The sequence below is a fragment of the Pseudomonas sp. GXZC genome, assembly GCF_026967615.1.
Classification (GTDB): domain Bacteria; phylum Pseudomonadota; class Gammaproteobacteria; order Pseudomonadales; family Pseudomonadaceae; genus Aquipseudomonas; species Aquipseudomonas azotoformans_A.
Window position 1 is genome coordinate 1271499 of record NZ_CP114115.1, and the last position, 26150, is coordinate 1297648.

Sequence of the window (26150 nt, forward strand, 5' to 3'; positions counted from 1 at the left end):
GGCGCCCTTTTTTGTGGCTGTCGTTTCGGTCAGTCGATGTACTCGAACACCTTGACGATTTTCTGTACCCCGGACACGCCCTGCACCAAGTTGGCTGCGCGAGTGGCTTCGGCCTGGGTGAGCAGGCCCATCAGGTAGACGATGCCGTTGTCGGTCACGACCTTGATGCGCGAGCCAGGGATCGCGTTATCGGTCAGCATCTGCGCCTTGATCTTGGTGGTCAGCAACGCGTCGTTGCTGATGGCCAGCAGGGTGATCGGGTCCATCACCTGCAATTCGTTGTGCACCTTCTTCACGCGCTGTACAGCGGCGGCTGCTTGTTCGGCCTGGGCCTTGAGGTCGGCGCGGGGCGTCTGGCCGGCGAGCAGCACGACGCCATTGAAGCTGGTGACCACAATGCGCGAGGCGCCGTTGCCCAGGTCGGTGGCGGCCTTGGCGACGTTGACTTCAACCTTGGTTTCGATCAGCGAGTCATCAATCTTGCTGCCGAAGGTGCGGGTGCCCTTGTCATCCTGAATAGGGGTGTCGCGTGTTGCAGTGATGGCCGTGCTGCAGCCGCTGATAGCGAGGCACAGGGTCATGGCCAAAAGGCTCAGGCGGTTAACGGTCATTCTTCACTCCCAAACAGTTGGCTGTCGATCAGATCGCACAGGCAGTGGATCGCCAGCAGGTGGACTTCCTGGATACGTGCGGTGACATTGGCCGGGACGCGAATCTCCACGTCTTCAGGCAACAGCAGCGAAGCCATGCCGCCGCCATCGCGTCCGGTCAATGCTACGACAATCATTTCGCGATCATGTGCGGCCTGGATCGCCTGAATAATATTCGCCGAGTTGCCGCTGGTGGAAATCGCCAGCAATACATCGCCGGGTTGGCCCAGGGCGCGGATCTGCTTGGAAAAGATCTCGTTGTAGCTGTAGTCGTTGGCGATCGAGGTGATCGTCGACGAGTCGGTGGTCAAGGCAATGGCCGGCAGGCTAGGGCGCTCACGCTCGAAGCGGTTGAGCAACTCGGACGAGAAATGCTGGGCATCGCCGGCCGAACCGCCATTGCCGCACGAAAGCATTTTGCCCTCGTTGAGCAAGGCATTGACCATAACCTGACTGGCTTGCTCGATGTGCGGTGCAAGTACGTCCATCGCCTGTTGCTTGGTGTCGATGCTGGCCTGGAAAAGCTGGCGAATTCGGGATTGCATGTCCATCTGTGTGACCTTAAGTAGCGCGGCTGTTTGGCACAGGAATGTGCAGCCCGCAAAGCAAAGAGCAAAAGTGTGTGGTGAAGATGTCCGGCGAATCAGCTGTCGAAGGCATTTTTCAGCCAGTTCAGATCAGCCTGACCAGACGGTGTGCTTTCTATGGCAACCACATCGAAACGGCAGGGGGCGTCGGCCCAGCGATGCTCTTTTTGCAGGAAAAACTGCGCGGCGAGTATCAGCTTTTGACGCTTGCGCCCGTCAATACTGGCGAGCGCGCCACCCCATTGTGCGTGTTTTCTGTAGCGGACTTCGACGAATACTACTGTATCGCCGTCAAGCATGACCAGATCAAGCTCGCCGCGTTTACACAACCAGTTCTGCGCCAGTAGGCGCAGACCCTGTTGTTGCAAGTGTTTCAGAGCTTGTAGTTCGGCATCCTTGCCGCTTTGTGCGCTGGACCGCTCAGGCATCAGCGCGGGGTGTCCGGCAGGCGCTGGATCTCGCCGCCGACAAACTTGGCCCATGGCATCTGGCGATCAACGCGCTGGTTGGCGCTGATGCCCAGGTTGCCCGACAGGCCTTCAACACGGGTGTCCGGCAGCGCCTTGAGTTGCCCCAGGCGCGGCGCCAGGCGGTAGGCATCGACGCCCATCGCGTACAGTCGGCCGAGGCTGCCATTGGCTTGCGGCCATTGCGCGGCAACCTGGTTGCGCAGTGGGTCGGTGGTGTTGAGCAGCCAAGGGGTTTCGCAGAACATCACGTTGGTCATGTCCAGGTACTGGTTCTTGTCGCCGCTGGCGCTGAACACGTGGGACGTGGCGTACACCGGCACATCACCAGCATATTGGAAGTTCAGGGTTGGCTTGATCTGTTGGGCCAGTTGCGGCGTCACGGCCAGGAAGATGAACTCGATGTCCTGGCGACGCGAAGGTTGCGCGGCGACGTCGGTGCCGACGGTGCTTTGCAGGCTCTTGGCGCGGCCTTCGCTTTTACGTAGTTGGAACAGGTCGGCAATTTGCTGGGCGAGGGCGACTGGCTGATCGACATACTCGACCCCCATGACCTGGCCGCCATTGGCTTCCCAGTCCTGGCGGAAGGCCTTGTAGACACGCTCGCCCCATTCGCCACGGGGCACCATTGCAGCCGCGCGATGCAGGCCATCGGCACGGGCGCGGCGCGAGACTTCGCGGGCTTCGTCTTCTGCGGCCAAACCGAACTGGAACAGTTGCGCCGGGCTGCGATCAGTCTCGCTGTAGTTCAGCGCCAGGGTGGTGATCGGTAACTGCGGACGTGCGCTGAGCTGTTTGACCAGCGGTTTTTCCAGCGGGCCGACCACCAGTTGCACGCCAGCAGCCTGGGCCTTGGCGTAGAAGTCGTCGAGGGAGCTGAGGCGCGAGCTGTCATAGAACTCGATGACCGGCGGCTTCTGCCCGGCTTGTTCAGCCTGGTAGTGCGCCGCCATGAAGCCTTCACGCAGCGCCTTGCCGACGGAAGCCAGCGGGCCGTCCTGTGGCAGCAGCAGGGCAATCTTGGTCAGTGGCTGGCTGGCCAGCTCCTTGAGCTTGGTCAGTGGCGTTGGCAGTTGCACAGCCGCCGGGTGACCCGGGTTTTGCGCACGCCAAGTGTCGATAGCGGCTTGTTGTTGCTCCAGCGTGCCGGCGCCCTTGACCGCCTGGGCCAGGGTGATCCAGCCGTCGAGCGTCGGGTTGCCGCTGGCTTGCAGCTGTTCAGCCGGCAGGGCGGCGATCAATACCCAGATGGCTTCATGGTTGCTTTTGGCGGCATCGCCTGTGAGCAGCGGGGCCATGGCCACACGTTCGCGGGCGGCGGCCAGGGTCTGGCCATCGGCTTCATAGGCACGGGCGTGCACGCTGCCGGTGCGGACCTGCTGTTCAGGTGGCAGGTCCTTCAGGCTTTGCAGGCTCGGGTGGTTCAGGGCGGTCAACGCGGCCTTGGGCTGGTTGCGCGCCATGGCCAATTCGGCGGCCAGGGTGCTGGCAAACACTTGCGCGGCGGGCTTGAGGACGTCCAGGGGCACCTGCGCAAGAATCTGCGACGAGCGGCCAGGGTTGTTCTGCTTGTAGGCCATGTCTGCCGCACTCAGGCGCAGCAATGCGGCCTTTTCTGGCGTCTTGGCGGTGGTGGCCTGTTCGAGCAGTTGCTCGATACTGGCGTCCGGGGTCCGTGGAAGGTCGCCAAGGCTGGACGAGGGCGAGCTGGCACACGCGGCCAACAAGGCAGCGAGGCAGAGGGCGGAGAGCAGCCGCAGGCAAGCGATCATGTAAGTGTTCCTGATACCGATCAAATTAGCGTGGAATTGTACCCAAGCACTGGCCCAGGCGCGATGTTACTGGCGTGAAACCGTCGATTTAGGTCGTGCAAATGTTGCAGTTGGCTTTAAACGGCTGAAAAGGCATCGGCCGTGATGGCATATTTTCCAGGCGCCTACGCGCTACAATGTCGCTTTTGCTAACCATCGAGGTGTGCGTTTTGACTGCTCCAGGTCCTTTGAATTCCACTGCAGGCTCGCTTTTTGTCGTGGCGACGCCCATTGGCAACCTGGACGACATCAGTGCGCGAGCATTGAAAGTGTTGCGCGAGGTTAAATTGATCGCGGCTGAAGACACCCGTCACTCCCAGCGGTTGATGCAGCATTTTGGTATCAGCACGCCATTAGCGGCTTGCCATGAGCACAACGAGCGCGAGGAAGGCAGTCGCTTTATCGTGCGCCTGCTGGCCGGCGACGATGTGGCGCTGATCTCCGACGCGGGCACGCCGCTGATCTCCGACCCTGGCTACCACCTGGTGCGCCAGGCGCGGGCCGCTGGTATCAATGTAGTGCCTGTTCCGGGTGCGTGCGCGCTGATTGCTGCATTGTCGGCGGCGGGGTTGCCGTCCGACCGTTTCATCTTTGAAGGTTTTCTGCCGGCCAAGGCTGTTGGGCGTCGTGCGCGCCTTCAAGCCTTGAAGGAAGAACCCCGCACCTTGATCTTCTATGAGGCCCCGCATCGCATCCTTGAATGCTTGCAGGACATGGAGCTGGTATTTGGCGGCGAACGCCTGGCGCTGCTGGCCCGCGAGCTGACCAAGACCTTCGAAACCCTCAAGGGCCTGCCATTGGAAGAGCTACGTGCGTTCGTCGAGGGCGACAGCAACCAACAGCGCGGCGAGTGCGTGGTGCTGGTGGCGGGCTGGACCGCGCCAGAGGACGAAGACGCCGTGGGCAGCGAGGCCATGCGCGTCCTGGACTTGCTGCTCAAGGAGATGCCGCTCAAGCGAGCCGCAGCCCTGGCGGCGGAAATTACCGGCGTGCGCAAGAACCTCTTATATCAAGCGGCGCTGGATAAGCAGAAAGCCGAATAGTTCCGGTGTTAAACCGGTATTGCGTCTGAACGTGATGGCAATTCTGAACTTTTATTACTTGTCCTAAGTCCGCCGTGCCGTTAACCTGCGCGGCGGAGAGTCGATTGGACAGTCGCTGCCCTCTATGAAAATTAGGGGGGGGAGGAAAGTCCGGGCTCCATAGGGCGAAGTGCCAGGTAATGCCTGGGAGGCGTGAGCCTACGGAAAGTGCCACAGAAAATAACCGCCTAAGCACTTCGGTGCCGGTAAGGGTGAAAAGGTGCGGTAAGAGCGCACCGCACGACTGGCAACAGTTCGTGGCTAGGTAAACCCCACTTGGAGCAAGACCAAATAGGGTCCCAAGGCGTGGCCCGCGCTGGGACCGGGTAGGTTGCTAAAGATGTCCAGTGATGGCCATCGTAGACGAATGACTGTTCAAGACAGAACCCGGCTTACAGATCGACTCTCCACCTTTTTCCTTCTGTCCGAATCTCGGGCAGAAAACCGGTAGTAACGCAAGAATCCCTCCCTGCCGAATCATTGGCAGATGCATCTTCGTAATACCAAAAAAATCTTACTCTTAATAAATTACTTTAACTTCGAGCTATAGCTCTTTGAGCTATTTGCGCTTGTTGGGCCAAAAACATCGCCGAACTCTGGTTTCTCCTCCTTTTACGCTCCTAAATCTCCGTTCTGTAAGGCTTTTCCTTGAATCCGCGCCTTGACGGTGTGGTGGGCGCATTCCTATAGTGTGCGCAAGTGGCGGAAAGTGGCACAAAGTGGGTTTTTTGAACGTAAAACGCTAAAATTTGGAGAAACGCATCTGTGTTTCGCGGAGCTAACGCTATCAGTCTCGATGCAAAAGGCCGTCTCGCCATGCCGAGCCGGTATCGTGACGAGCTGATTTCGCGAAGTTCTGGACAGTTGATTATCACGATCGATGCTGTTGACCCTTGTTTATGTGTTTACCCCCTCGATGAGTGGGAGTTGATTGAAACCAAACTGCGCGCCCTGCCTTCATTGCGTGAAGAGAACCGTCGCCTGCAGCGTTTGCTGATTGGTAACGCCGTCGACCTTGAGTTGGATGGCAGCGGTCGCTTCCTAGTGCCTCCGCGTCTGCGCGAGTACGCCAAGCTGGATAAGCGCGCAATGCTGGTCGGCCAACTGAACAAGTTCCAATTGTGGGACGAAGATGCCTGGGATGCTGTTTCTGCAGCTGACCTGGCTGCTATTCAACAACCGGGCGCTATGCCTGATGAACTGCGTGATTTGATCCTGTGACTATTGATAGCGGCTTTAACCACATCACCGTACTGCTTGACGAAGCCGTTGAGGCTCTCGCCGTACGCGCGGATGGCTGCTATCTGGATGGCACCTTCGGCAGGGGCGGGCATAGCCGGTTGATACTCAGCCAGCTCGGGTCCGACGGCAAACTCCTCGGGTTTGATAAAGACCCTCAAGCGATTGCCACCGGGCAAGCGCTAGCGGCCGAAGACGGCCGCTTTGTCGTTGTGCAGCGCAGCTTTGCCGAACTAGGCGCTGAAGTCGCCGAACGTGGCATGGCGGGCAAGGTGGCCGGGGTTTTGCTCGACCTGGGCGTGTCTTCGCCACAGCTCGACGACCCGGAGCGCGGCTTCAGTTTCATGAACGATGGCCCGCTCGATATGCGCATGGACCCGACTCGGGGCATCAGCGCAGCGGAGTTCATTGCGACCGCGCCCCATGAAGAAATCACCCGCGTGTTCAAGGAATACGGTGAAGAACGTTTCGCCGGTCGCATGGCCCGTGCCGTGGTCGAGCGCCGTGAAATCCAGCCGTTCGAACGCACCGCCGACCTGGCCGAAGTGCTGAAGGTCGCCAACCCCGCGTGGGAAAAAGGCAAGAACCCGGCGACCCGTGCGTTCCAAGGCCTGCGCATTCACGTCAACAACGAATTGGGCGACCTGGAGGCCGGCCTTGAGGCTGCCCTCGAGGCGCTGGAAGTGGGCGGTCGCCTTGTCGTGATCAGCTTCCACTCCCTGGAAGACCGTATCGTCAAACTGTTCATGCGTCGCCTGGTCAAGGGTGAGTCCGACAACCTGCCGCGCAACCTGCCGGTGCGTTTCGAAGCCTTTGTGCCGAAAATCAAAATCCATGGCAAAGCGCAGTTCGCTTCCGAAGCCGAACTCAAGGCCAACCCACGTTCCCGCAGCGCCGTCATGCGCGTTGCCGAGAAGCTGCGGTGAGCAAGCTTTTTGCCAAGCCCCTCCCGGGCGGTAGCTTCTTTATGATGCTGCTGTTTGTCGGTGTACTGGTTTCCGCGATTGCGGTGTCCTACAGCGCCCACTACAACCGTCAACTGCTCAATACCCTGTACGGGGAGCTGAGTGTGCGTGACAAGGCACAAGCGGAGTGGGGCCGGTTGATCCTGGAGCAAAGCACCTGGACGGCCCATAGCCGTATCGAAGTGCTGGCCACCGAACAGCTGAAAATGCATATTCCTGGCGCGGCTGAAGTCCGCATGGTGGCGCCATGATGAAACTCGAGGGCGCACTCTACCCCTGGCGCTTCCGCCTGATGCTCGGCTTGCTGGCATTGATGGTGGGTGCGATTGCCTGGCGGATCATCGACCTGCAAGTGGTCGATCGCGACTTCCTGATCGGCGAGGGTAACGCCCGTAGCTTGCGTCATATCCCTATTCCTGCACACCGCGGCCTGATCACCGACCGCAACGGCGAGCCCTTGGCCGTTAGTACCCCGGTGACCACCCTGTGGGCGAACGCAAAGGAATTGCAGGTCGCCAAGGATCGTTGGCCGGCCCTTGCCTCTGCGTTGGGACAGGACCCGAAAGCCTTGGCTGAGCGCCTGGAAGCCCAGGCCAATAAAGAGTTTATCTACCTGGTTCGCGGGCTGACCCCTGAACAAGGCCAGCAAGTGCTCGACCTTAAAGTCCCCGGTGTCTACGGCATCGAGGAATTCCGTCGTTTCTACCCGGCGGGTGAAACCACTGCGCATATGGTCGGCTTCACCGACATCGATGACCATGGCCGCGAAGGCGTGGAACTCGCCTACGATGAATGGCTCGCCGGGGTTCCCGGCAAACGACAAGTCATCAAGGATCGGCGTGGCAGACTGATCAAGGATGTCCAAGTCACCAAAAACGCCAAGGCCGGTAAGCCCTTGGCGTTGTCGATTGACCTGCGCCTGCAATACCTGGCCAACCGCGAGCTGCGTAACGCGATCATCGAAAACGGCGCCAAGGCTGGCAGCCTGGTGATCATGGACGTGAAGACCGGCGAGATCCTCGCCATGGTCAACCAGCCGACCTACAACCCGAACAACCGTCGCAACCTGCAACCGGCGATGATGCGCAACCGCGCGATGATCGACGTGTTCGAGCCGGGTTCGACCATGAAAGCCATCTCCATGAGTGCCGCCCTCGAAACCGGACGCTGGAAGCCCAGCGACAAGGTCGAGGTGTATCCAGGCACCTTGCAGTTGGGCAAATACACCATTCGTGACGTATCGCGCACTGAAGGCCCTGTGCTGGATTTGACAGGTATCCTGATCAACTCCAGTAACGTGGGCATGAGTAAGGTCGCCTTCGATATCGGCGGTGAAACCATCTACCACCTGGCGCAGAAGATCGGTCTGGGCCAGCCCACTGGCCTCGACTTCCCAGGCGAGCGCGTGGGCAACCTGCCGAACTATCGCGACTGGAAAAAGGCCGAGACCGCCACGCTTTCCTACGGTTACGGCCTGTCGGTGACGGCGATCCAACTGGCCCACGCTTTCTCTGTATTGGCGAATAATGGCCGGATGGTTCCGCTGAGCCTGATCCACGTCGACGAAGCACCTAAAGCCACTCAGGTGATTCCGGAAAACGTCGCCAAGACCATGCAAGGCATGCTGCAACAAGTGATCGAAGCACCGCGCGGCGTATTCCGTGCCCAGGTGCCGGCGTATCACGTGGCCGGCAAGTCGGGTACTGCGCGTAAAACCTCGGTGGGCACCAAGGGCTACGCCGAAAACTCCTACCGTTCGCTGTTCGCCGGTTTCGGCCCGATGAGCGATCCACGCTACGCCATCGTCGTGGTGATCGATGAGCCGAGCAAAGCCGGTTACTTCGGTGGCCTGGTATCGGCGCCGGTGTTCAGCAAAGTGATGTCCGGCACCCTGCGCCTGATGAACATCACGCCGGACAACCTGCCGCCGACCCAACAAGCGAACGCCGGACCACCGGCCGCTGCCGTAAAAGCCAATGGAGGGCGCGGCTGATGTCTCTTAGCCTGAACAAGATTTTTGCCCACGCCGGTCGCGATCTGCTGATTCGCGAGTTGAGCCTGGATAGCCGTAATGTGCGTGCCGGTGACCTGTTCCTGGCCGTGCCTGGCGGTAAATTCGATGGCCGAGCGCATATCGCGGATGCGTTGCAACGCGGTGCGGCCGCCGTGGCTTATGAGGTGGAAGGCGCCACCGTGCTGCCGATCACCGACGTGCCGTTGATTCCGGTCAAAGGTCTGGCCAAGCAGCTCTCGGACATCGCCGGGCGTTTTTATGGTGACCCAAGTCGACACGTCAATCTGGTCGGCGTCACCGGCACCAACGGCAAGACCAGCGTGACCCAACTGATTGCCCAGGCGCTTGACCTGCTGGGTCAGCACTGCGGCATCGTCGGCACACTGGGCACCGGTTTCTACGGCGCGTTGCAAAGTGGCCTGCACACCACGCCGAATCCAATCGCCGTGCAAGCGACCCTGGCCGACCTGAAAAAGGCCGGTGCCAAGGCGGTTGCCATGGAAGTGTCGTCCCACGGTTTGCATCAAGGCCGCGTGGCTGCGCTGGCGTTTGATGTGGCGGTGATGACCAACCTGTCCCGTGATCACCTCGACTACCACGGCACAATGGAAGCCTACGCTGCCGAGAAGGCCAAGCTGTTTGCCTGGAACGACCTCAAGTGCCGCGTGGTAAACCTGGATGACGCATTCGGCCGCCAACTGGCCGCCGAAGACCGTGAATCGCGCCTGATCAGCTACAGCCTGGAGGATTCCAGCGCGTACCTGTACTGCCGCGAAGCCCAGTTCAATGACGAAGGTGTGCGCGCCACACTGGTAACGCCGCAGGGCGAGCATCATCTGCGCAGCAGCCTGCTCGGTCGCTTCAACCTGAGCAACACCCTGGCGGCCGTCGGTGCGTTGCTCGGCCTGGATTACGCACTCGATGAAATCCTGCGTGTACTGCCGAAGCTGGAAGGCCCGGTCGGTCGCATGCAGCGCCTGGGTGGCGGCAAGCAGCCGTTGGTGGTGGTCGACTACGCCCATACGCCGGATGCCCTGGAAAAAGTCCTGGTGGCCCTGCGCCCACACGCCAAGGGCAAGCTGTTGTGCCTGTTCGGTTGCGGCGGTGACCGTGATCGCGGCAAACGCCCGTTGATGGCCGAGATCGTCGAGCGCTTGGCCGATGGCGTGCTCGTCACCGACGACAACCCGCGCAGCGAAGACCCGAGCCAGATTTTCGACGACATTCGTGTCGGCTTCAAAGACGTGTCCAAGGCCACCTTTGTCGCCGGTCGCGGTGCAGCCATCGCCCAATTGATCGCCAGCGCTGGTGCTGACGATGTGGTGGTGCTGGCAGGTAAAGGTCACGAGGACTATCAGGAAATCAACGGTGAGCGCCACGCCTTTTCCGATCTGGTCGAGGCCGATCACGCCTTGACCGCCTGGGAGGTCGCCCATGCTTAAAGCAATGAAATTCAGCGAACTGACCGAGGCCCTGTCGGCCCGCGTGTTGTCGAGCGATTGCAGTTTCGACGGCGTCAGTATCGACAGCCGCGCCATCAAGCCAGGGCAATTGTTTGTCGCCCTGGCGGGCCCGCGTTTTGATGGTCACGACTACCTGAATGACGTCGCCGCCAAAGGTGCCGTCGGTGCCTTGGTGCAACGCGAAGTGGCGGATTCCACACTGCCACAACTGCTGGTTGCCGATACCCGTTTGGCCTTGGGTCAACTGGGTGCGCTGAACCGTGCGGCCTTTGACAAGCCTGTTGCAGCCATCACCGGCTCCAGCGGCAAGACCACGGTCAAGGAACTGCTCGCCGGTGTGTTGCGTACACGCGGCCCGGTTCTCGCGACCCGTGGCAACCTGAATAATGATTTCGGCGCTCCGTTGACCCTGCTTGAATTGGCCCCGGAACACACCGCTGCCGTGATCGAGTTGGGCGCATCGCGCGTTGGCGAAATTGCCTACACCGTGGCGCTGACCAAGCCCCACGTGGCGATCATCAATAATGCCGGTACCGCCCACGTTGGCGAGTTCGGTGGCCCGGAGAAAATCGTCGAAGCCAAGGGCGAAATCCTTGAAGGCCTCGATGCCTCGGGCACCGCTGTGTTGAATCTCGACGACAAGGCCTTCGAAACCTGGCGTGTACGCGCCGCGGGTCGCAAGGTCCTGACGTTTGCCGTGCTCAACGCCGCGGCCGATTTCCACGCCTCCAACATTACCGTTGATGCGCGTGGCTGCCCGTCCTTTACCTTGCACACCCCACAAGGCAATGAACACGTGCAGCTGAATCTGCTGGGCAACCATAACGTCGCCAATGCCTTGGCCGCTGCCGCTGCCGCGTACGCCCTGGGCGTGTCGCTGTTCGGTATCGCCACAGGTTTGGGTGCGGTGCAGCCGGTCAAGGGGCGCACCGTGGCGCAGTTGGCCAGCAACGGCATGCGCGTGATCGACGACACCTATAACGCCAACCAGTCCTCCATCTGCGCCGCCATCGACCTGCTCAAAAGCTTCGACGGCCGCAAGGTGTTGGTGCTGGGTGATATCGCCGAGCTGGGTGAGTGGGCCGAACAGTCCCACCGCGACGTCGGCGCCTATGCCGCTGGCAAAGTCGACGCGCTTTACGCCGTCGGCCCGCACATGGCTCACGCTGTCAGCGTGTTTGGCCCCGGCGCTCGCCATTTCGCGACCCAGGCCGAGCTGATCCAGGCGCTGACGGCGGCTGAACACGACAAACATACAACCATTTTGATCAAGGGATCGCGCAGCGCGGTGATGGAAAACGTCGTCGCGGCCTTGTGTGGCTCAAGTACGGAGAAACATTAATGCTGCTGCTGCTGGCTGAGTATCTGCAACAGTTCCACAAAGGCTTCGCGGTCTTTCAGTACCTGACCCTGCGCGGGATCCTGGGTGTGCTGACCGCGTTGTGTTTGTCGCTGTTCCTGGGGCCGTGGATGATCCGCACCCTGCAGAACCTGCAAATTGGTCAATCGGTTCGTAATGACGGCCCGCAGTCGCACCTGTCCAAATCCGGCACCCCGACCATGGGCGGCGCGCTGATCCTGTCGTCCATCGGCATCAGCACGTTGCTGTGGGCCGACCTGCACAACCGTTATGTATGGACCGTTCTGTTGGTGACGCTGCTGTTTGGCGCCATCGGCTGGGTGGATGACTACCGCAAAGTGATCGAGAAAAATTCGAAAGGGCTGCCAAGCCGCTGGAAGTATTTCTGGCAGTCGGTGTTCGGCCTCGGCGCAGCGATCTTCCTTTACACCACCGCGCCAAGCGCCGTGGAAACCACCTTGATCATCCCGATGCTCAAGGACGCCAGCATTCCCCTGGGCATCGGCTTCGTGGTGCTGACCTACTTCGTGATCGTCGGCTCCAGCAACGCGGTCAACCTGACTGACGGCCTCGACGGCCTGGCGATCATGCCAACGGTGATGGTGGGCGGCGCGCTCGGCATCTTCTGCTACCTGTCGGGTAACGTGAAATTCGCTGAATACCTGCTGATCCCCTATGTGCCGGGCGCAGGTGAATTAATTGTGTTCTGCGGTGCGCTGATCGGTGCCGGCCTGGGCTTCCTGTGGTTCAACACCTATCCCGCACAAGTCTTCATGGGTGACGTCGGCGCACTGGCGCTGGGCGCGGCCCTCGGCACCATTGCCGTGATCGTTCGCCAGGAAATCGTGCTGTTCATCATGGGCGGCGTGTTCGTGATGGAAACCCTGTCGGTGGTCATCCAGGTGGCGTCCTTCAAGTTGACCGGGCGCCGCGTGTTCCGCATGGCGCCGATTCACCACCACTTTGAACTCAAGGGCTGGCCTGAGCCACGTGTGATCGTCCGTTTCTGGATCATCACCGTGATTCTGGTGCTGATCGGCCTTGCCACCCTGAAACTGAGGTAGAAACGAGTGTCCCTGATCGCTTCAGACCACTTCCGCATCGTTGTCGGCCTCGGCAAGAGCGGCATGTCCCTGGTTCGCTTCCTGGCGAACCGGGGCAAGCCGTTTGCCGTGGCCGATACGCGGGAAAATCCACCGGAGCTGGTCACGCTGCGCCGTGACTACCCGCACGTGGAAGTGCGTTGTGGCGAGCTGGATGTCGAGTTTCTGTGCCGTGCCGACGAGCTCTACGTGAGCCCCGGCCTGGCCATCGCGACGCCGGCCCTGCAAGCTGCCGCCGCCCGTGGCGTGAAGCTGTCGGGCGATATCGACCTGTTCGCGCGTAACGCGCAGGCGCCGATCGTGGCCATCAGCGGTTCCAACGCGAAAAGCACCGTGACCACCCTGGTCGGCGAGATGGCGGCTGCGGCCGGCAAGCGCGTGGCCGTGGGCGGCAACCTTGGCACGCCGGCGCTGGATTTGCTCAGCGACGACGTCGAACTGTACGTGATGGAACTGTCGAGCTTTCAGCTGGAAACCACCCACGACCTCGGTGCCGAAGTGGCGACCGTGTTGAACGTGAGTGAAGACCACATGGATCGCTACAGCGGGCTGCCGGCGTACCACCTGGCCAAGCACCGGATCTTCCGTGGCGCCAAGCAAGTGGTGGTCAATCGTCAGGACGCGTTGAGCCGTCCGCTGATGGGCGAGGGCCTGCCATGCTGGACCTTCGGCCTGAGCAAACCTGATTTCAAAGCCTTCGGTATTCGCGAAGAGAACGGCGAGAAACACCTGGCCTTCGAATTCCAGAACCTGATGCCGGTGCGTGAGCTGAAAATCCGTGGCGCCCATAACCAGTCCAACGCCCTGGCGGCTCTGGCGCTGGGGCATGCCGTTGGCCTGCCGTTCGACGCCATGCTGTCGGCCCTGCGTACTTTCGGCGGCCTGGAACATCGCTGCCAGTGGGTTCGCGATCTCGACGGTGTCAGCTATTACAACGATTCCAAGGCCACCAACGTCGGTGCGGCCCTGGCGGCTATCGAAGGCCTTGGCGCCGATATCGAAGGCAAGCTGGTGCTGATCGCCGGTGGCGACGGCAAGGGTGCCGACTTCAAGGACCTTAAAGGCCCAGTGGCTGAACACTGTCGCGCCGTGGTGCTGATGGGCCGCGACTCAGACCTGATCGCCGCCGCCCTCGGCGATGCGGTGCCGCAAGTGCGCGCCAACTCCTTGGACGACGCCATCGCGCAATGCAAAGCCCTGGCCCAGCCGGGCGATGCGGTGCTGCTGTCGCCGGCGTGCGCCAGTTTCGACATGTTCAAGAACTACGAAGAGCGCGGCCAGCTGTTCGCCGCCGCCGTGGAGGCCTTGGCATGAGTATCAACTTGCGGAACATCATCAAGCCGTACCCGTCGCCGATCATCACCGGGCGCGGTATCGACCTCGACTTCCCGATGCTTGCCGGTTGCCTGGCGCTGTTGGGCCTGGGCCTGGTGATGATCACCTCGGCGTCGTCCGAAGTGGCCGCCGTGCAGTCGGGTAACACGCTGTACATGATGATCCGTCACCTGGTGTACCTGGTGATCGGTCTTGGCGCGTGCATCGTCACCATGATGATCCCTATCGCCACCTGGCAACGCCTGGGTTGGCTGATGCTGATCGGTGCGTTCGGCTTGCTGATCATGGTGATCCTGCCCGGCATTGGCCGCGAGGTGAACGGTTCGATGCGCTGGATCGGCTTCGGCGCGTTCAACGTGCAACCGTCGGAAATCGCCAAGGTGTTCGTGGTGATTTACCTGGCCGGTTACCTGGTACGTCGCCAGAAAGAAGTGCGCGAAAGCTGGATGGGCTTCTTCAAGCCGTTCATCGTGCTGCTGCCGATGGCCGGCCTGTTGCTGATGGAGCCCGACTTCGGCGCCACCGTCGTGATGATGGGGGCTGCGGCGGCGATGCTGTTCCTTGGCGGTGTGGGCCTGTTCCGCTTTACCTTGATGGTGGTGTTGGCCGTGGCCGCCGTGACCATTCTGGTACAGGCGCAACCCTACCGGATGGCGCGTCTGATCACCTTTACCGATCCGTGGTCCGACCAGTTCGGTTCCGGCTACCAGTTGACCCAGGCGTTGATCGCCTTCGGTCGCGGCGAGTGGCTGGGCGTGGGCCTGGGCAACAGTGTGCAGAAGCAGTTCTACCTGCCGGAAGCGCACACCGACTTCGTGTTCTCGGTACTTGCCGAAGAGTTGGGCGTGGTGGGTTCGCTGTGCACCGTCGCGTTGTTCGTGTTCGTGTGTGTACGCGGCATGTACATCGGCTTGTGGGCCGAAAAGGCCAAACAGTATTTCGCTGCTTATGTGGCGTACGGCTTGTCGTTCCTGTGGATCGGCCAGTTCCTGATCAACATCGGGGTGAACGTCGGCCTGCTGCCGACCAAGGGCCTGACCCTGCCGTTCCTCAGCTACGGCGGCAGTTCGTTGGTGATCTGCTGCGCGTGCCTGGGCTTGTTGCTGCGCATCGAGTGGGAGAGTCGAACCCACTTGGGCAGCGAAGAGATGGAATTCAGCGAGAGCGATTTTGCCGAGGAGCCGACCCATGGGCGCTAACGTGCTGATCATGGCGGGCGGCACCGGGGGCCATGTGTTCCCGGCCTTGGCCTGTGCGCGGGAATTCCAGAACCGTGGCTACACCGTGCACTGGTTGGGCACGCCGCGTGGCATCGAAAACGAATTGGTGCCGAATGCCGGCTTGCCACTGCATCTGATCAACGTCACGGGCCTGCGTGGCAAGGGCAAGTTGTCCCTGCTCAAGGCGCCGTTCGTGTTGCTCAAAGCGGTGTGGCAGGCGCGCAAAGTCATTCGTGAACTGAAGCCGGTATGTGTGCTCGGTTTTGGTGGGTATGTGACCGGTCCTGGTGGTGTTGCCGCCAAGCTCGCCGGTGTGCCGGTGATCGTGCACGAGCAGAACGCCGTCGCCGGTACCGCCAACCGTCTGCTGGTGCCGTTGGCTGCGCGGGTGTGTGAAGCATTTCCGAGAACCTTTGGTGCCTCGGACAAGCTGCGCACCACCGGCAACCCGGTGCGTACCGAACTGTTTATGGACATCGCCCGTGAAGCACTGCAAGGGCGCAAGCCGCACCTGCTGGTCATGGGCGGCAGCCTGGGCTCCGAGCCTTTGAACAAACTGCTGCCGGAAGCCCTGGCGCAACTCCCTGTGGAATTGCGCCCGGAAGTCTTCCATCAGGCTGGCAAAGATCATGGTGAAGTCACCGCCGCGCGTTATCGCGAAGCCGGTGTCGAGGCAAACGTACAGCCCTTCATCAAAGACATGGCCCACGCCTATGGCTGGGCCGACCTGGTGGTCTGCCGCTCCGGTGCGCTGACTGTCAGTGAACTGGCTGCCGCCGGTCTGCCGTCCTTGCTGGTGCCTTTGCCCCACGCGATCGACGATCACCAGACCCGCAACGCCGAATATTTGGCCGGGGAGGGCGCTGCCTTCCTGCTGCCGCAAAGAACGACTGGCGCCGCCGATTTGGCCGCACGCCTGACTGAGGTTTTGATGCAACCGGAACGACTCAATAGCATGGCGAGCACCGCAAGCCGCCTGGCCAAACCTGACGCAACCCGCACCGTGGTCGATATCTGCCTGGAGGTGGCCCATGGTTGAGAATCAGAAAGCCATGCCACAACCGGAAATGCGCCGCATCCGTCGTATCCACTTCGTTGGTATCGGTGGCGTGGGCATGTGCGGCATCGCTGAAGTGTTGCTGAACCTGGGCTACCAGGTGTCCGGCTCCGACTTGAAAGAGTCGCCGGTCACCGAACGCCTGAAAACCTTTGGCGCACAGATCTTCATCGGCCACCGTGCGGAGAACGCCGCCGAGGCTGACGTGCTGGTGGTATCCAGCGCCGTGAACACCTCCAACCCGGAAGTGGCCACCGCCCTGGAGCGTCGCATTCCCGTGGTGCCGCGCGCCGAGATGCTGGCCGAGCTGATGCGTTATCGCCACGGCATCGCCGTCGCCGGTACCCACGGCAAAACCACCACCACCAGCCTGATCGCCTCGGTGTTCGCGGCCGGTGGCCTGGACCCGACGTTCGTCATCGGTGGCCGCCTGAATGCAGCCGGCACCAATGCACAACTGGGCACCAGCCGTTACCTGATCGCCGAAGCCGATGAAAGCGACGCGAGCTTCCTGCACCTGCAACCACTGGTCGCCGTCGTCACCAATATCGACGAAGACCACATGGCAACCTACGACGGTGACTTCAACAAGTTGAAGAAAACCTTCGTCGAGTTCCTGCACAACCTGCCGTTCTACGGCCTGGCCGTGGTGTGCCTGGACGATCCGGTGGTGCGCGAAATCCTGCCACTGGTCAAGCGTCCGACCGTGACCTACGGCTTCAGCGAAGACGCCGACGTGCGCGCCATCAATGTGCGCCAGGAAGGCATGCAAACCTTCTTCACCGTGCTGCGTCCCGACCGCGAGCCGCTGGATGTTTCGGTGAACATGCCGGGCAACCACAACGTACTCAATTCCCTGGCGACCATCTGTATCGCCACCGACGAGGGCGTCAGCGATGAAGCCATCGTCGAAGGCCTGTCGCGCTTTGCCGGCGTGGGCCGTCGCTTCCAGGTCTACGGCCAGTTGCCGGTAGACGGCGGTGACGTGATGCTGGTGGACGACTACGGTCACCACCCGACCGAAGTCGCTGCCGTGATCAAGGCCGTGCGCGGTGGCTGGCCGGAGCGCCGCCTGGTGATGGTGTACCAGCCGCACCGCTACAGCCGTACCCGCGACCTGTACGACGATTTCGTCAATGTATTGGCCGATGCCAACGTGCTGTTGCTGATGGAGGTGTACCCGGCCGGTGAAGAGCCGATCCCGGGCGCCGACAGCCGCAAGCTGTGCAACAGCATCCGTCAGCGTGGCCAGTTGGACCCGATCTACATCGAGCGTGGTGTGGACCTGGCGCCAATCGTCAAGCCGCTGCTGCGCGCTGGTGACATTTTGCTGTGCCAGGGTGCCGGCGACATTGGTGGTCTTGCGCCTAAGTTGCTGGCGAGCCCGCTGTTTGCTGCTGCGAAGGGGAAGTCGAAATGATCAACGACTACGGCTCCCTGTTTTCCACAATCGCACCCGCTGACTTCGGCCGCGTCGCGGTGTTGTTCGGCGGTAAAAGCGCTGAGCGCGAAGTGTCGCTCAAGTCGGGCAACGCTGTGCTCGAAGCCCTGCAAAGCGCCGGCGTGAATGCCTTCGGTATCGACGTGGGCGATGATTTCCTCGCCCGCCTGCTGGCCGAGAAGATCGACCGCGCCTTCATTATTCTCCACGGCCGTGGCGGTGAAGACGGCAGCATGCAGGGCCTGCTGGAGTGCGCCGGCATCCCTTACACCGGCAGCCGCATCCTCGCTTCCGCGCTGGCGATGGACAAGTTGCGCACCAAGCAGGTGTGGCACAGCCTGGGCATTCCCACCCCGCGTCACAGCGTTCTGTGCAGCGAAGACGATTGTATTTCTGCAGCCAAGGAACTGGGCCTGCCTTTGATCGTCAAACCTGCCCATGAAGGCTCCAGTATCGGCATGGCTAAAGTGAACTCGGCCGCCGAATTGATCGACGCATGGAAAGCGGCAAGTACCTACGATTCGCAAGTGTTGGTGGAACAGTGGATCCAGGGTCCCGAGTACACCATCGCCACCCTGCGTGGTCAGGTTTTGCCGCCTATCGCATTGGGCACGCCCCACACCTTTTACGACTACGACGCCAAGTACCTGGCTTCCGATACCCAGTACCGGATCCCGTGCGGCCTTGACGCAAGCAAAGAACAGGAATTGATGGACCTCACGGCGAAAGCCTGTGAGGCGCTGGGTATCGCCGGTTGGGCGCGGGCAGACGTGATGCAGGATGACCAAGGGAATTTCTGGTTCCTGGAAGTCAACACCGCACCGGGCATGACCGACCACAGCCTGGTTCCCATGGCAGCCCGTGCGGCCGGTCTGGACTTCCAGCAGTTGGTGCTGGCGATCCTGGCCGACAGCATTGAGCCAAGAGGCTAAGGACATGAAAGGCGCATCGCTTCGTCATCAGCCCCCACAAGCACCGAGCCGCAAGCCGGTGCCACGGGGTGCCAGCCGAATGGTGGCTAAAGAGCCGATGTCGGCGCGCCTGCCGAAAGCCAACTTTGGTTTCCTCAAGGCGCTGTTCTGGCCGGTGTTGCTGGTGGTGCTGGGTTTCGGAACCTACGAAGGCGCGCAGCGTCTGTTGCCGTATGCCGACCGGCCGATCACCAAGATCAGCGTGCAGGGCGACTTGAGCTACATCAGCCAGCAAGCGGTACAGCAGCGCATCGGCCCGTACCTGGCGGCGAGTTTCTTTACCATCGACCTGGCCGGAATGCGCGCGGAGCTGGAACAGATGCCGTGGATCGCCCACGCCGAAGTCCGACGAGTATGGCCGGACCAGGTGACGATCCGCCTGGAAGAACAACTGCCCGTGGCCCGTTGGGGCGACGAAGCGCTGTTGAACAACCAGGGCCAGGCGTTCACCCCGCGTGAGCTGGCCAACTATGAGCACCTGCCGCAGCTGTTCGGGCCGCAGCGGGCGCAGCAACAAGTGATGCAGCAGTACCAGGCCTTGAGCCAGATGCTGCGTCCCATGGGCTTCTCCATTGCACGCCTGGAACTGCGTGAACGGGGTAGCTGGTTTTTGACGACCGGGGCAGGCAGTTCCGGCCCGGGCATCCAGTTGTTGCTGGGACGCGACCGCTTGGTGGAAAAGATGCGCCGCTTCATTGCCATCTATGACAAGACCTTGAAAGAACAGATTACGAACATTGCGAGCGTCGACCTGCGTTACGCCAACGGCCTGGCCGTCGGCTGGCGTGAACCGGCAGCGCCCACGGCAGCGCAACCCGCTGTCGCGAAGAATTAAGAAGAGGCAGGACCCATGGCAAACGTGCAAAGCGGCAAAATGATCGTCGGTCTCGATATCGGCACCTCCAAAGTGGTGGCGCTGGTGGGCGAGGTCGGGGAAGACGGCGTTATCGAAATCGTCGGTATTGGCACGCATCCGTCCCGGGGCCTGAAGAAGGGCGTGGTGGTGAACATCGAGTCCACCGTGCAATCGATCCAGCGCGCCATCGAAGAAGCGCAGCTGATGGCCGGTTGCCGGATCCACTCGGCGTTCGTTGGCGTGGCGGGCAACCATATCCGCAGCCTGAACTCCCACGGCATCGTGGCGATCCGCGACCGCGAAGTCAGCTCCGCCGACCTTGAACGCGTGCTCGACGCCGCCCAGGCCGTGGCGATCCCGGCTGACCAGCGCGTGCTGCACACGCTGCCGCAGGATTACGTGATCGACAACCAGGAAGGCGTTCGCGAGCCGCTGGGCATGTCGGGCGTACGTCTGGAAGCCAAGGTCCACGTGGTGACCTGCGCCGTCAACGCCGCACAGAACATTGAAAAATGCGTGCGCCGCTGCGGCCTGGAAATCGACGACATCATTCTTGAGCAACTGGCCTCGGCCTATTCGGTGCTGACTGACGACGAAAAAGAACTGGGCGTATGCCTGGTCGACATCGGCGGCGGCACCACCGACATCGCGATCTTCACCGAGGGTGCGATCCGTCACACCGCCGTGATCCCGATTGCCGGTGACCAGGTGACCAACGACATCGCCATGGCGCTGCGTACACCGACCCAGTACGCCGAAGAAATCAAGATTCGCTACGCCTGCGCCCTGGCCAAACTGGCCGGTGCCGGCGAGACCATCAAGGTGCCGAGCGTGGGCGACCGTCCACCGCGCGAACTGTCGCGCCAGGCCCTGGCCGAAGTGGTCGAGCCGCGCTACGACGAACTGTTCACCCTGATCCAGGCTGAACTGCGCCGCAGCGGCTACGAAGATCTGATCCCGGCCGGCATCGTGCTGACCGGTGGCACCTCGAAGATGGAAGGCGCGGTCGAATTGGCCGAGGAAATCTTCCACATGCCCGTCCGCCTGGGCGTGCCCCATGGCGTCAAAGGCCTGGGCGACGTGGTGCGCAACCCGATTTACTCCACCGGTGTGGGCTTGCTGTTGTACGGGCTGCAAAAGCAGACCGACGGCATTTCCCTGTCGGGCCCGAGCAATCGTGACAGCTACCGCAGTGACGACGAGGCGAAAGCGCCGTTGTTCGAGCGGTTGCAGGCATGGGTCAAAGGCAATTTTTAAAGATTTACCGCGACACCGTTGTAAGCAGTAGGCGAAAAAACTAGAGAAATGAAAGGAGAGGGAACATGTTCGAACTCGTAGACAACATCCCCGCAAGCCCGGTTATCAAAGTAATCGGTGTCGGCGGTGGCGGCGGCAACGCTGTCAACCACATGGTCAAGAGCAACATTGAAGGCGTTGAATTCATCTGCGCCAACACTGATGCCCAGGCGCTGAAAAGCATCGGCGCGCGGACCATCCTGCAATTGGGCACAGCCGTGACCAAGGGCCTCGGCGCTGGCGCCAATCCGGAAGTCGGCCGTCAAGCCGCCCTGGAAGACCGCGAGCGTATTGCCGAAGTGCTGCAAGGCACCAACATGGTGTTCATCACCACCGGCATGGGCGGCGGTACCGGTACTGGTGCTGCGCCGATCATCGCCGAAGTGGCCAAGGAAATGGGCATTCTGACGGTTGCAGTCGTGACCCGTCCGTTCCCGTTCGAAGGTCGCAAGCGTATGCAGATCGCCGACGAAGGCATCCGTCTGCTGTCTGAAAGCGTCGACTCGTTGATCACCATCCCCAACGAGAAACTGCTGACCATCCTGGGCAAGGACGCCAGCCTGCTGTCCGCGTTCGCCAAGGCTGACGATGTACTGGCCGGTGCCGTTCGCGGTATCTCCGACATCATCAAGCGCCCAGGCATGATCAACGTCGACTTTGCCGACGTGCGTACCGTGATGAGCGAAATGGGCATGGCGATGATGGGCACTGGCTGCGCCAGCGGTCCGAACCGTGCACGTGAAGCTACTGAAGCGGCCATCCGCAACCCGTTGCTGGAAGACGTGAACCTGCAAGGTGCACGCGGCATCCTGGTGAACATCACCGCCGGTCCTGACCTGTCCCTGGGTGAGTACTCCGACGTGGGTAGCATCATCGAAGCCTTCGCTTCTGAACACGCGATGGTCAAAGTCGGCACCGTGATCGATCCGGACATGCGCGACGAGCTGCATGTGACCGTGGTTGCGACCGGCCTGGGTGCAAAAATCGAGAAGCCTGTGAAGGTGATCGACAACACCCTGCACAACGCCCAAGCCAGCCACGCGAGCCAAGCGGCTGCCGCTCCAGCGCCTTCGCGCCAGGAACTGCCGTCGGTGAACTACCGTGACCTGGACCGTCCGACCGTGATGCGCAACCAGGCTCAGGCCGGTGCTGCGGCGTCCCGTAGCCCGAATCCGCAAGATGATCTGGACTACTTGGACATCCCGGCATTCCTGCGTCGTCAGGCCGATTAATGGAATGTATCAGGGCTATGAAGGTGATTGGTGTTCAGCAAAGGTCTGGTCTGCTATTATCGCCAGCCTTTGTTGATACCAGTTCGCAATTTGCGCTCAAGCGGTCCAAGCCATGATTAAACAACGCACCCTGAAGAATATTATCCGTGCCACAGGTGTAGGTCTGCACTCCGGGGAGAAGGTATACCTGACCCTCAAGCCCGCACCTGTCGACACCGGCATCGTGTTTGTTCGTGCCGACCTGGACCCTGTGGTGCAGATTCCTGCTCGCGCGGAAAACGTTGGCGAAACCACGATGTCGACCACATTGGTCAACGGTGACGTCAAAGTGGACACGGTGGAGCACTTGCTCTCGGCCATGGCTGGCCTGGGCATCGATAACGCCTACGTCGAGCTCTCCGCGTCCGAAGTCCCGATCATGGATGGCAGCGCTGGACCCTTCGTATTCTTGATTCAATCTGCCGGCCTGGAAGAACAGGACGCAGCCAAGAAGTTCATTCGCATTCTGCGGGAAGTGACAGTAGAAGACGGCGACAAGCGCGCCACCTTCGTCCCGTTCGAAGGCTTTAAAGTGAGCTTTGAGATCGATTTCGATCACCCGGTATTCCGTGACCGCACCCAAAGTGCAAGCGTGGATTTTTCCAGCACTTCGTTCGTAAAAGAAGTCAGCCGCGCCCGTACCTTTGGTTTCATGAGTGACATCGAGTACCTGCGCAAGCACAATCTCGCACTCGGCGGCAGCGTTGAAAACGCCATTGTGGTCGACGCGGATGGTGTACTGAACGAAGACGGCCTTCGCTACGAAGACGAATTCGTGAAGCACAAGATCCTCGATGCAATCGGTGACCTCTACCTGCTGGGCAATAGCCTGATAGGCGAGTTCAAAGGCTTCAAGTCGGGCCACGCCCTTAACAACCAGCTGCTGCGCAAGTTGATTGAGCAGACAGACGCTTGGGAAGTCGTGACCTTCGAAGATGCCAGCACCGCACCGATCTCTTACATGCGTCCCGTTGCGGCGGTGTAAGTAACAACTCTCTTTCTTTAGTTTTGAAAGGCTGCCTTTGGGTGGCCTTTTTTTATGCCTGGTTGTTCGCATCCACAATACGGTTACGCCCGGTGTGCTTGGCTTCGTAGAGCGCCTGATCCGCACTCAGCAACAACGCCTCCAGCGACTGACGGCTGCGCTTGTCCCAAGTACTCATGCCGATGCTCACCGTAATCGGCTGTTCATCTCCTCCCACCCTCGGCAAGTGCTCGATACCGCTGCGGATATGCTCGGCAATCACCCAGGCGCCCTTGGCATCGGTCACCGGCAGCACCACCGCAAACTCTTCGCCGCCATAGCGCGCGGCCAGGTCGGCCGGGCGGCGGATATTGGTACCGATCACCTGAGCGACAGTGCGTAATGCTTCATCGCCGCCGTGATGGCCGTGGCGGTCGTTGAACGCCTTGAAGTGGTCCACATCGATCATCAGCACCGTCAGCGGCTCGGTCGAACGTTGCGCGCGATCCCATTCCAGGCGCAGGCGTTCGTCCAGGATACGACGGTTGGCCAGGCCGGTGAGGGCGTCGGTGGCTGCCAGTTCTGACAGTACGCGTTCGGTGCGATAACGGCGGCGCAATTCCCGGCGCAGCATCCAGGTCAGCCAGAGCAAGCCGACACAGAGGATGCCGGTGGCACTGCTGACCAGCAGCGCGGCGCGTTGCCAGGGCGCAAATACGTCATCGGCGGAGAGCGCCACCACCACAATCAGCGGCAACTCACCGACGTTGCTGAACGTATACAGGCGTTCCTGGCCGGAAAGGGCGGAGATCGCCCGGAAACTCCCTTCGCCCTCGCGCAGCATGCGTTTGAAGTTGGGGCGATCGCTCAGGTCTTTGTCGATCATGTCGCGTTCCAGCAACGGCTGCTGGGCCAGGAGGATGCCGTGGGTATTCAGCAGATTGACAGAGCTGCCATTGCCGATGGCCAGGCGGTTGAACAGTTGATCGAAATACGCCAAGCGCATGGTCGCCACGGCCACACCGGCAAACTCACCGTTGGGGCCGGAGACCCGGCGGCTGAATGCAATGCGCCACACCTGGTCGCAGGCACAGTGGATCTTGAATGGGCGACTGATGAACAACCCGGCCTGGGATGTACGTTGATGGGCCTGGAAGTAATCGCGATTGGCAAAGTTGCGCGGCGTCGGCCACAGCGTCGAAGAGTCGGCAATCACCGCACCGTTGGCGTCCAGTAACAGCACTTCACCTTTGAAGGGGGCCGCTGTGGATTGATCAAACTGCACCAGATGCCGGATGTCCGGCGAAACCTGGCTCAAGTCCTGCCGCGTAGTGGCAGCGATAAGCCCTTGCAGCGCCAAGTCGTAGAGTTCGACGTTGCGCAGCACATCGGCATTGATCAGTTGGGTGATGTTGCTGGTGGCGCGCTTGGCGGCCTGCAAGGTGCTGGCATGTTCGCGGATCAGCAGCGCCGCGACGATCACCACAATCAGGACGACAGTGAGGCCACTGCCCAGCATCAGAAACAGCTCCGGGCGTGCCGGCAGGGTGCGAGAACTGGATTGACTCATCGGGCAGACTTCAGCGGTGAGGATGCTGGCAGTTTAGTTCTACCCGATGAAAATTAAATACTTGGTTAAAAAGAAAGATCTGTCCGTCAGAACACGTTGATCGGGTAATCGACGATCACCCGGTATTCATCCACGTCGCGATCCACCGCCGAGTAGCCGTTACTGCCGCGATTGGTCGCCCATTGCAGGCGCACGGCCAAGTCCTTGGCCTTGCCGCCCTGTACCACGTACTTGAGGTCGATATCCCGTTCCCAGTGCTTGGCATCTTTGCCATCGGCACTGTACCAGGCGCTGTAGCCACGGCTTTGCGGGTCGACCTTGGTCAGGTCGGTCTTACCGCTGATGTAGGACACGGCCGAGGTCAAGCCGGGCATGCCGAGGCCGGCGAAGTCGTAGGCGTACTTGAGCTTCCACGAGCGTTCGTTGGGGCCGTTGAAATCGGAATACTGCTGGGAGTTGTCCAGGTAGATGCTGTCGCCCTGGGCAATGTAGTCGAACGGCGTGTTGCCGTTGACCCGCTGGTAGGTGGCCGTGACGCTATGGTTTCCCACGCCGACGGTGAAGTGCAGGCTGTAGGTGTTGTTGTCGATATCCCCGAGCAGGGACTGACCGGTGTCCTGGGTGTGATAGTAGTGCAGGCCCGGGTTGAGGCTGATCAGGTCATTCAGCGCGTAGGTGTAATCCAGGTCGTAGTAGTACTGGTTCCACACGTCCTTGAGTTCGGAGGCGTAGAGGTTGCTGGTCAGCCCTTCAATGCCGCTGAACGATACACCGGCCCAGTTCATGTGCTGGCTATCGGTGTTGTTTGGCAGAGCGCCGTAGCTGGTGCCGATGCGGCGATGGCCGCTCTGGTTGTAGAGCTTGGTGAAACTGGCCTGGCCGCCTTCGAACATCCAGCCGTCGAAGCTGTGGTTGGTCAGGCTCACACCGCGGAAGGTCTGCGGCAGCATGCGGGTCATGCCGCCGGCGATCACTGGGTTGTTGAGGAACAGGTCGCCGGCCTTCAGTTCGGTATCGAACGCGCGCATTTTCAGGGTTCCGCCGGCGGTGGAGAACGAGCCGGGCGCCTTGCCGTTGCCACTGCCGTACGGAAGGATGCTGGAACCATCGGTGCCGCCACCGCCGTCCAGCTTGAGGCCGACCATGGCGTGGGCGTCCAGGCCGAAACCGACCGTGCCCTGGGTGTAACCGGACTCGAAGGTGCCGAGAAAACCCTGGCCCCATTCCTTGCTGTCATCGGTGTGAATGTCGCGACGGTCGCGGTTCATGTAGTAGTTGCGGGTGTTGATGTTGAGGTGGGCGCCCTCGACGAAACCGTCGGCGGGGGTGGTGTCTGCCGCGTGGGCAAGGGGGGCAATCGTTGCTGCAATCGCGAGGAATAACGGGGTGAACGTCAGCGAGTTCTTCACCGGTGGAGCTCCTTTGGTC

23 protein-coding genes and 1 other RNA gene are annotated in these 26150 nt (G+C 61.0%); 18 read left to right on the forward strand and 6 right to left on the reverse strand.

All coding sequences use genetic code 11. From position 1 onward, the window contains the following. Positions 1 to 29 precede the first annotated feature (29 nt). The 4 genes from OZ428_RS05970 to OZ428_RS05985 all read right to left on the reverse strand — a co-directional run bounded on the left by OZ428_RS05970 (position 30) and on the right by OZ428_RS05985 (position 3476). Entirely contained in the window at positions 30 to 611 is a 582-nt protein-coding gene (locus OZ428_RS05970; RefSeq protein ID WP_033899448.1) for a BON domain-containing protein, read from the reverse strand. Beyond that, a complete protein-coding gene (locus OZ428_RS05975) occupies positions 608 to 1201 on the reverse strand; it encodes a phosphoheptose isomerase (RefSeq protein WP_007904374.1) in 594 nt (197 codons plus the stop codon). Before OZ428_RS05975 ends, OZ428_RS05970 begins: the two co-directional genes overlap by 4 nt. Positions 1202 to 1293: 92 nt before the next feature. Next, positions 1294 to 1665, reverse strand: a complete 372-nt coding sequence (locus OZ428_RS05980; protein WP_061435353.1) for a YraN family protein — start codon at positions 1663 to 1665, stop codon at positions 1294 to 1296. Then, positions 1665 to 3476 (reverse strand): penicillin-binding protein activator, encoded by a 1812-nt coding sequence (locus OZ428_RS05985; protein WP_269132875.1) that lies wholly within the window; start codon positions 3474 to 3476, stop codon positions 1665 to 1667. Before OZ428_RS05985 ends, OZ428_RS05980 begins: the two co-directional genes overlap by 1 nt. Positions 3477 to 3652: 176 nt before the next feature. Between OZ428_RS05985 and rsmI the strand changes: the two genes are divergently transcribed. The 18 genes from rsmI to lpxC all read left to right on the forward strand — a co-directional run bounded on the left by rsmI (position 3653) and on the right by lpxC (position 23173). Next, positions 3653 to 4558 (forward strand): 16S rRNA (cytidine(1402)-2'-O)-methyltransferase, encoded by a 906-nt coding sequence (gene rsmI, locus OZ428_RS05990; RefSeq protein ID WP_269132876.1) that lies wholly within the window; start codon positions 3653 to 3655, stop codon positions 4556 to 4558. A 96-nt stretch (positions 4559 to 4654) separates the two neighbouring features. After that, positions 4655 to 5008, forward strand: an RNA gene (gene rnpB, locus OZ428_RS05995) — RNase P RNA component class A. Between the two features lie 354 nt (positions 5009 to 5362). Further along, a complete protein-coding gene (gene mraZ, locus OZ428_RS06000; RefSeq protein ID WP_003171868.1) occupies positions 5363 to 5818 on the forward strand; it encodes a division/cell wall cluster transcriptional repressor MraZ in 456 nt (151 codons plus the stop codon). Continuing rightward, positions 5815 to 6762: a 16S rRNA (cytosine(1402)-N(4))-methyltransferase RsmH gene (rsmH, locus tag OZ428_RS06005; RefSeq protein WP_016974952.1), complete on the forward strand. Its 948-nt coding sequence runs from the start codon at positions 5815 to 5817 to the stop codon at positions 6760 to 6762. Before mraZ ends, rsmH begins: the two co-directional genes overlap by 4 nt. Continuing rightward, complete coding sequence (gene ftsL / locus OZ428_RS06010; RefSeq protein WP_016974953.1) at positions 6759 to 7052, forward strand: cell division protein FtsL; 294 nt, start codon at positions 6759 to 6761, stop codon at positions 7050 to 7052. The genes rsmH and ftsL overlap by 4 nt, the downstream gene beginning before the upstream one ends. Beyond that, positions 7052 to 8794, forward strand: a complete 1743-nt coding sequence (locus OZ428_RS06015) for a peptidoglycan D,D-transpeptidase FtsI family protein (protein ID WP_017738701.1) — start codon at positions 7052 to 7054, stop codon at positions 8792 to 8794. The genes ftsL and OZ428_RS06015 overlap by 1 nt, the downstream gene beginning before the upstream one ends. Then, complete coding sequence (locus OZ428_RS06020; protein WP_133074629.1) at positions 8794 to 10257, forward strand: UDP-N-acetylmuramoyl-L-alanyl-D-glutamate--2,6-diaminopimelate ligase; 1464 nt, start codon at positions 8794 to 8796, stop codon at positions 10255 to 10257. Before OZ428_RS06015 ends, OZ428_RS06020 begins: the two co-directional genes overlap by 1 nt. Further along, positions 10250 to 11620: a UDP-N-acetylmuramoyl-tripeptide--D-alanyl-D-alanine ligase gene (locus OZ428_RS06025; protein WP_269132877.1), complete on the forward strand. Its 1371-nt coding sequence runs from the start codon at positions 10250 to 10252 to the stop codon at positions 11618 to 11620. Before OZ428_RS06020 ends, OZ428_RS06025 begins: the two co-directional genes overlap by 8 nt. Then, positions 11620 to 12702: a phospho-N-acetylmuramoyl-pentapeptide-transferase gene (gene mraY, locus OZ428_RS06030; protein WP_033899470.1), complete on the forward strand. Its 1083-nt coding sequence runs from the start codon at positions 11620 to 11622 to the stop codon at positions 12700 to 12702. The genes OZ428_RS06025 and mraY overlap by 1 nt, the downstream gene beginning before the upstream one ends. A gap of 6 nt (positions 12703 to 12708) precedes the next feature. Next, complete coding sequence (gene murD, locus OZ428_RS06035; RefSeq protein ID WP_269132878.1) at positions 12709 to 14055, forward strand: UDP-N-acetylmuramoyl-L-alanine--D-glutamate ligase; 1347 nt, start codon at positions 12709 to 12711, stop codon at positions 14053 to 14055. Next, the gene (ftsW, locus tag OZ428_RS06040) at positions 14052 to 15275 is read left to right on the forward strand and encodes a putative lipid II flippase FtsW (protein WP_033899476.1); all 1224 of its coding nucleotides are present in this window, start codon (positions 14052 to 14054) and stop codon (positions 15273 to 15275) included. Before murD ends, ftsW begins: the two co-directional genes overlap by 4 nt. Continuing rightward, positions 15265 to 16335: an undecaprenyldiphospho-muramoylpentapeptide beta-N-acetylglucosaminyltransferase gene (murG, locus tag OZ428_RS06045; RefSeq protein ID WP_269132879.1), complete on the forward strand. Its 1071-nt coding sequence runs from the start codon at positions 15265 to 15267 to the stop codon at positions 16333 to 16335. Before ftsW ends, murG begins: the two co-directional genes overlap by 11 nt. Beyond that, entirely contained in the window at positions 16328 to 17773 is a 1446-nt protein-coding gene (murC, locus tag OZ428_RS06050) for a UDP-N-acetylmuramate--L-alanine ligase (protein ID WP_010213034.1), read from the forward strand. The genes murG and murC overlap by 8 nt, the downstream gene beginning before the upstream one ends. Continuing rightward, positions 17770 to 18726, forward strand: a complete 957-nt coding sequence (locus tag OZ428_RS06055) for a D-alanine--D-alanine ligase (RefSeq protein WP_269132880.1) — start codon at positions 17770 to 17772, stop codon at positions 18724 to 18726. Before murC ends, OZ428_RS06055 begins: the two co-directional genes overlap by 4 nt. A gap of 4 nt (positions 18727 to 18730) precedes the next feature. Then, entirely contained in the window at positions 18731 to 19600 is an 870-nt protein-coding gene (locus tag OZ428_RS06060; RefSeq protein WP_016974963.1) for a cell division protein FtsQ/DivIB, read from the forward strand. 15 nt (positions 19601 to 19615) lie between these two features. Further along, positions 19616 to 20878, forward strand: a complete 1263-nt coding sequence (gene ftsA, locus OZ428_RS06065) for a cell division protein FtsA (RefSeq protein ID WP_010213031.1) — start codon at positions 19616 to 19618, stop codon at positions 20876 to 20878. Positions 20879 to 20943: 65 nt separating this feature from the next. Continuing rightward, positions 20944 to 22149 carry a cell division protein FtsZ gene (gene ftsZ / locus OZ428_RS06070; protein ID WP_016974964.1) on the forward strand — a complete coding sequence of 402 codons (1206 nt, stop codon included), beginning with the start codon at positions 20944 to 20946 and terminating at the stop codon, positions 22147 to 22149. A gap of 112 nt (positions 22150 to 22261) precedes the next feature. Continuing rightward, entirely contained in the window at positions 22262 to 23173 is a 912-nt protein-coding gene (gene lpxC / locus OZ428_RS06075; protein ID WP_003171886.1) for a UDP-3-O-acyl-N-acetylglucosamine deacetylase, read from the forward strand. A 52-nt stretch (positions 23174 to 23225) separates the two neighbouring features. On the opposite strand, the gene OZ428_RS06080 is transcribed toward lpxC, so the two are convergent. Both OZ428_RS06080 and OZ428_RS06085 read right to left on the reverse strand, forming a co-directional pair. Beyond that, on the reverse strand, positions 23226 to 24722 hold the full coding sequence (locus OZ428_RS06080) for a sensor domain-containing diguanylate cyclase (protein WP_061435358.1): 1497 nt from the start codon (positions 24720 to 24722) through the stop codon (positions 23226 to 23228). A gap of 86 nt (positions 24723 to 24808) precedes the next feature. Then, the gene (locus OZ428_RS06085) at positions 24809 to 26131 is read right to left on the reverse strand and encodes an OprD family porin (protein WP_269132881.1); all 1323 of its coding nucleotides are present in this window, start codon (positions 26129 to 26131) and stop codon (positions 24809 to 24811) included. Between the last annotated feature and the right edge of the window lie 19 nt (positions 26132 to 26150).

What these genes read in the sequence shown, in the direction of transcription:
- OZ428_RS05970 (WP_033899448.1), bottom strand. Translation starts at nt 611, where the DNA reads ATGACCGTTAACCGCCTGAGCCTTTTGGCCATGACCCTGTGCCTCGCT.
- OZ428_RS05975 (WP_007904374.1), bottom strand. Translation starts at nt 1,201, where the DNA reads ATGGACATGCAATCCCGAATTCGCCAGCTTTTCCAGGCCAGCATCGAC.
- OZ428_RS05980 (WP_061435353.1), bottom strand. Translation starts at nt 1,665, where the DNA reads ATGCCTGAGCGGTCCAGCGCACAAAGCGGCAAGGATGCCGAACTACAA.
- OZ428_RS05985 (WP_269132875.1), bottom strand. Translation starts at nt 3,476, where the DNA reads ATGATCGCTTGCCTGCGGCTGCTCTCCGCCCTCTGCCTCGCTGCCTTG.
- rsmI (WP_269132876.1), top strand. Translation starts at nt 3,653, where the DNA reads ATGTCGCTTTTGCTAACCATCGAGGTGTGCGTTTTGACTGCTCCAGGT.
- OZ428_RS06015 (WP_017738701.1), top strand. Translation starts at nt 7,052, where the DNA reads ATGAAACTCGAGGGCGCACTCTACCCCTGGCGCTTCCGCCTGATGCTC.
- OZ428_RS06020 (WP_133074629.1), top strand. Translation starts at nt 8,794, where the DNA reads ATGTCTCTTAGCCTGAACAAGATTTTTGCCCACGCCGGTCGCGATCTG.
- OZ428_RS06025 (WP_269132877.1), top strand. Translation starts at nt 10,250, where the DNA reads ATGCTTAAAGCAATGAAATTCAGCGAACTGACCGAGGCCCTGTCGGCC.
- mraY (WP_033899470.1), top strand. Translation starts at nt 11,620, where the DNA reads ATGCTGCTGCTGCTGGCTGAGTATCTGCAACAGTTCCACAAAGGCTTC.
- ftsW (WP_033899476.1), top strand. Translation starts at nt 14,052, where the DNA reads ATGAGTATCAACTTGCGGAACATCATCAAGCCGTACCCGTCGCCGATC.
- murG (WP_269132879.1), top strand. Translation starts at nt 15,265, where the DNA reads ATGGGCGCTAACGTGCTGATCATGGCGGGCGGCACCGGGGGCCATGTG.
- murC (WP_010213034.1), top strand. Translation starts at nt 16,328, where the DNA reads ATGGTTGAGAATCAGAAAGCCATGCCACAACCGGAAATGCGCCGCATC.
- OZ428_RS06055 (WP_269132880.1), top strand. Translation starts at nt 17,770, where the DNA reads ATGATCAACGACTACGGCTCCCTGTTTTCCACAATCGCACCCGCTGAC.
- OZ428_RS06060 (WP_016974963.1), top strand. Translation starts at nt 18,731, where the DNA reads ATGAAAGGCGCATCGCTTCGTCATCAGCCCCCACAAGCACCGAGCCGC.
- ftsA (WP_010213031.1), top strand. Translation starts at nt 19,616, where the DNA reads ATGGCAAACGTGCAAAGCGGCAAAATGATCGTCGGTCTCGATATCGGC.
- ftsZ (WP_016974964.1), top strand. Translation starts at nt 20,944, where the DNA reads ATGTTCGAACTCGTAGACAACATCCCCGCAAGCCCGGTTATCAAAGTA.
- lpxC (WP_003171886.1), top strand. Translation starts at nt 22,262, where the DNA reads ATGATTAAACAACGCACCCTGAAGAATATTATCCGTGCCACAGGTGTA.
- OZ428_RS06080 (WP_061435358.1), bottom strand. Translation starts at nt 24,722, where the DNA reads ATGAGTCAATCCAGTTCTCGCACCCTGCCGGCACGCCCGGAGCTGTTT.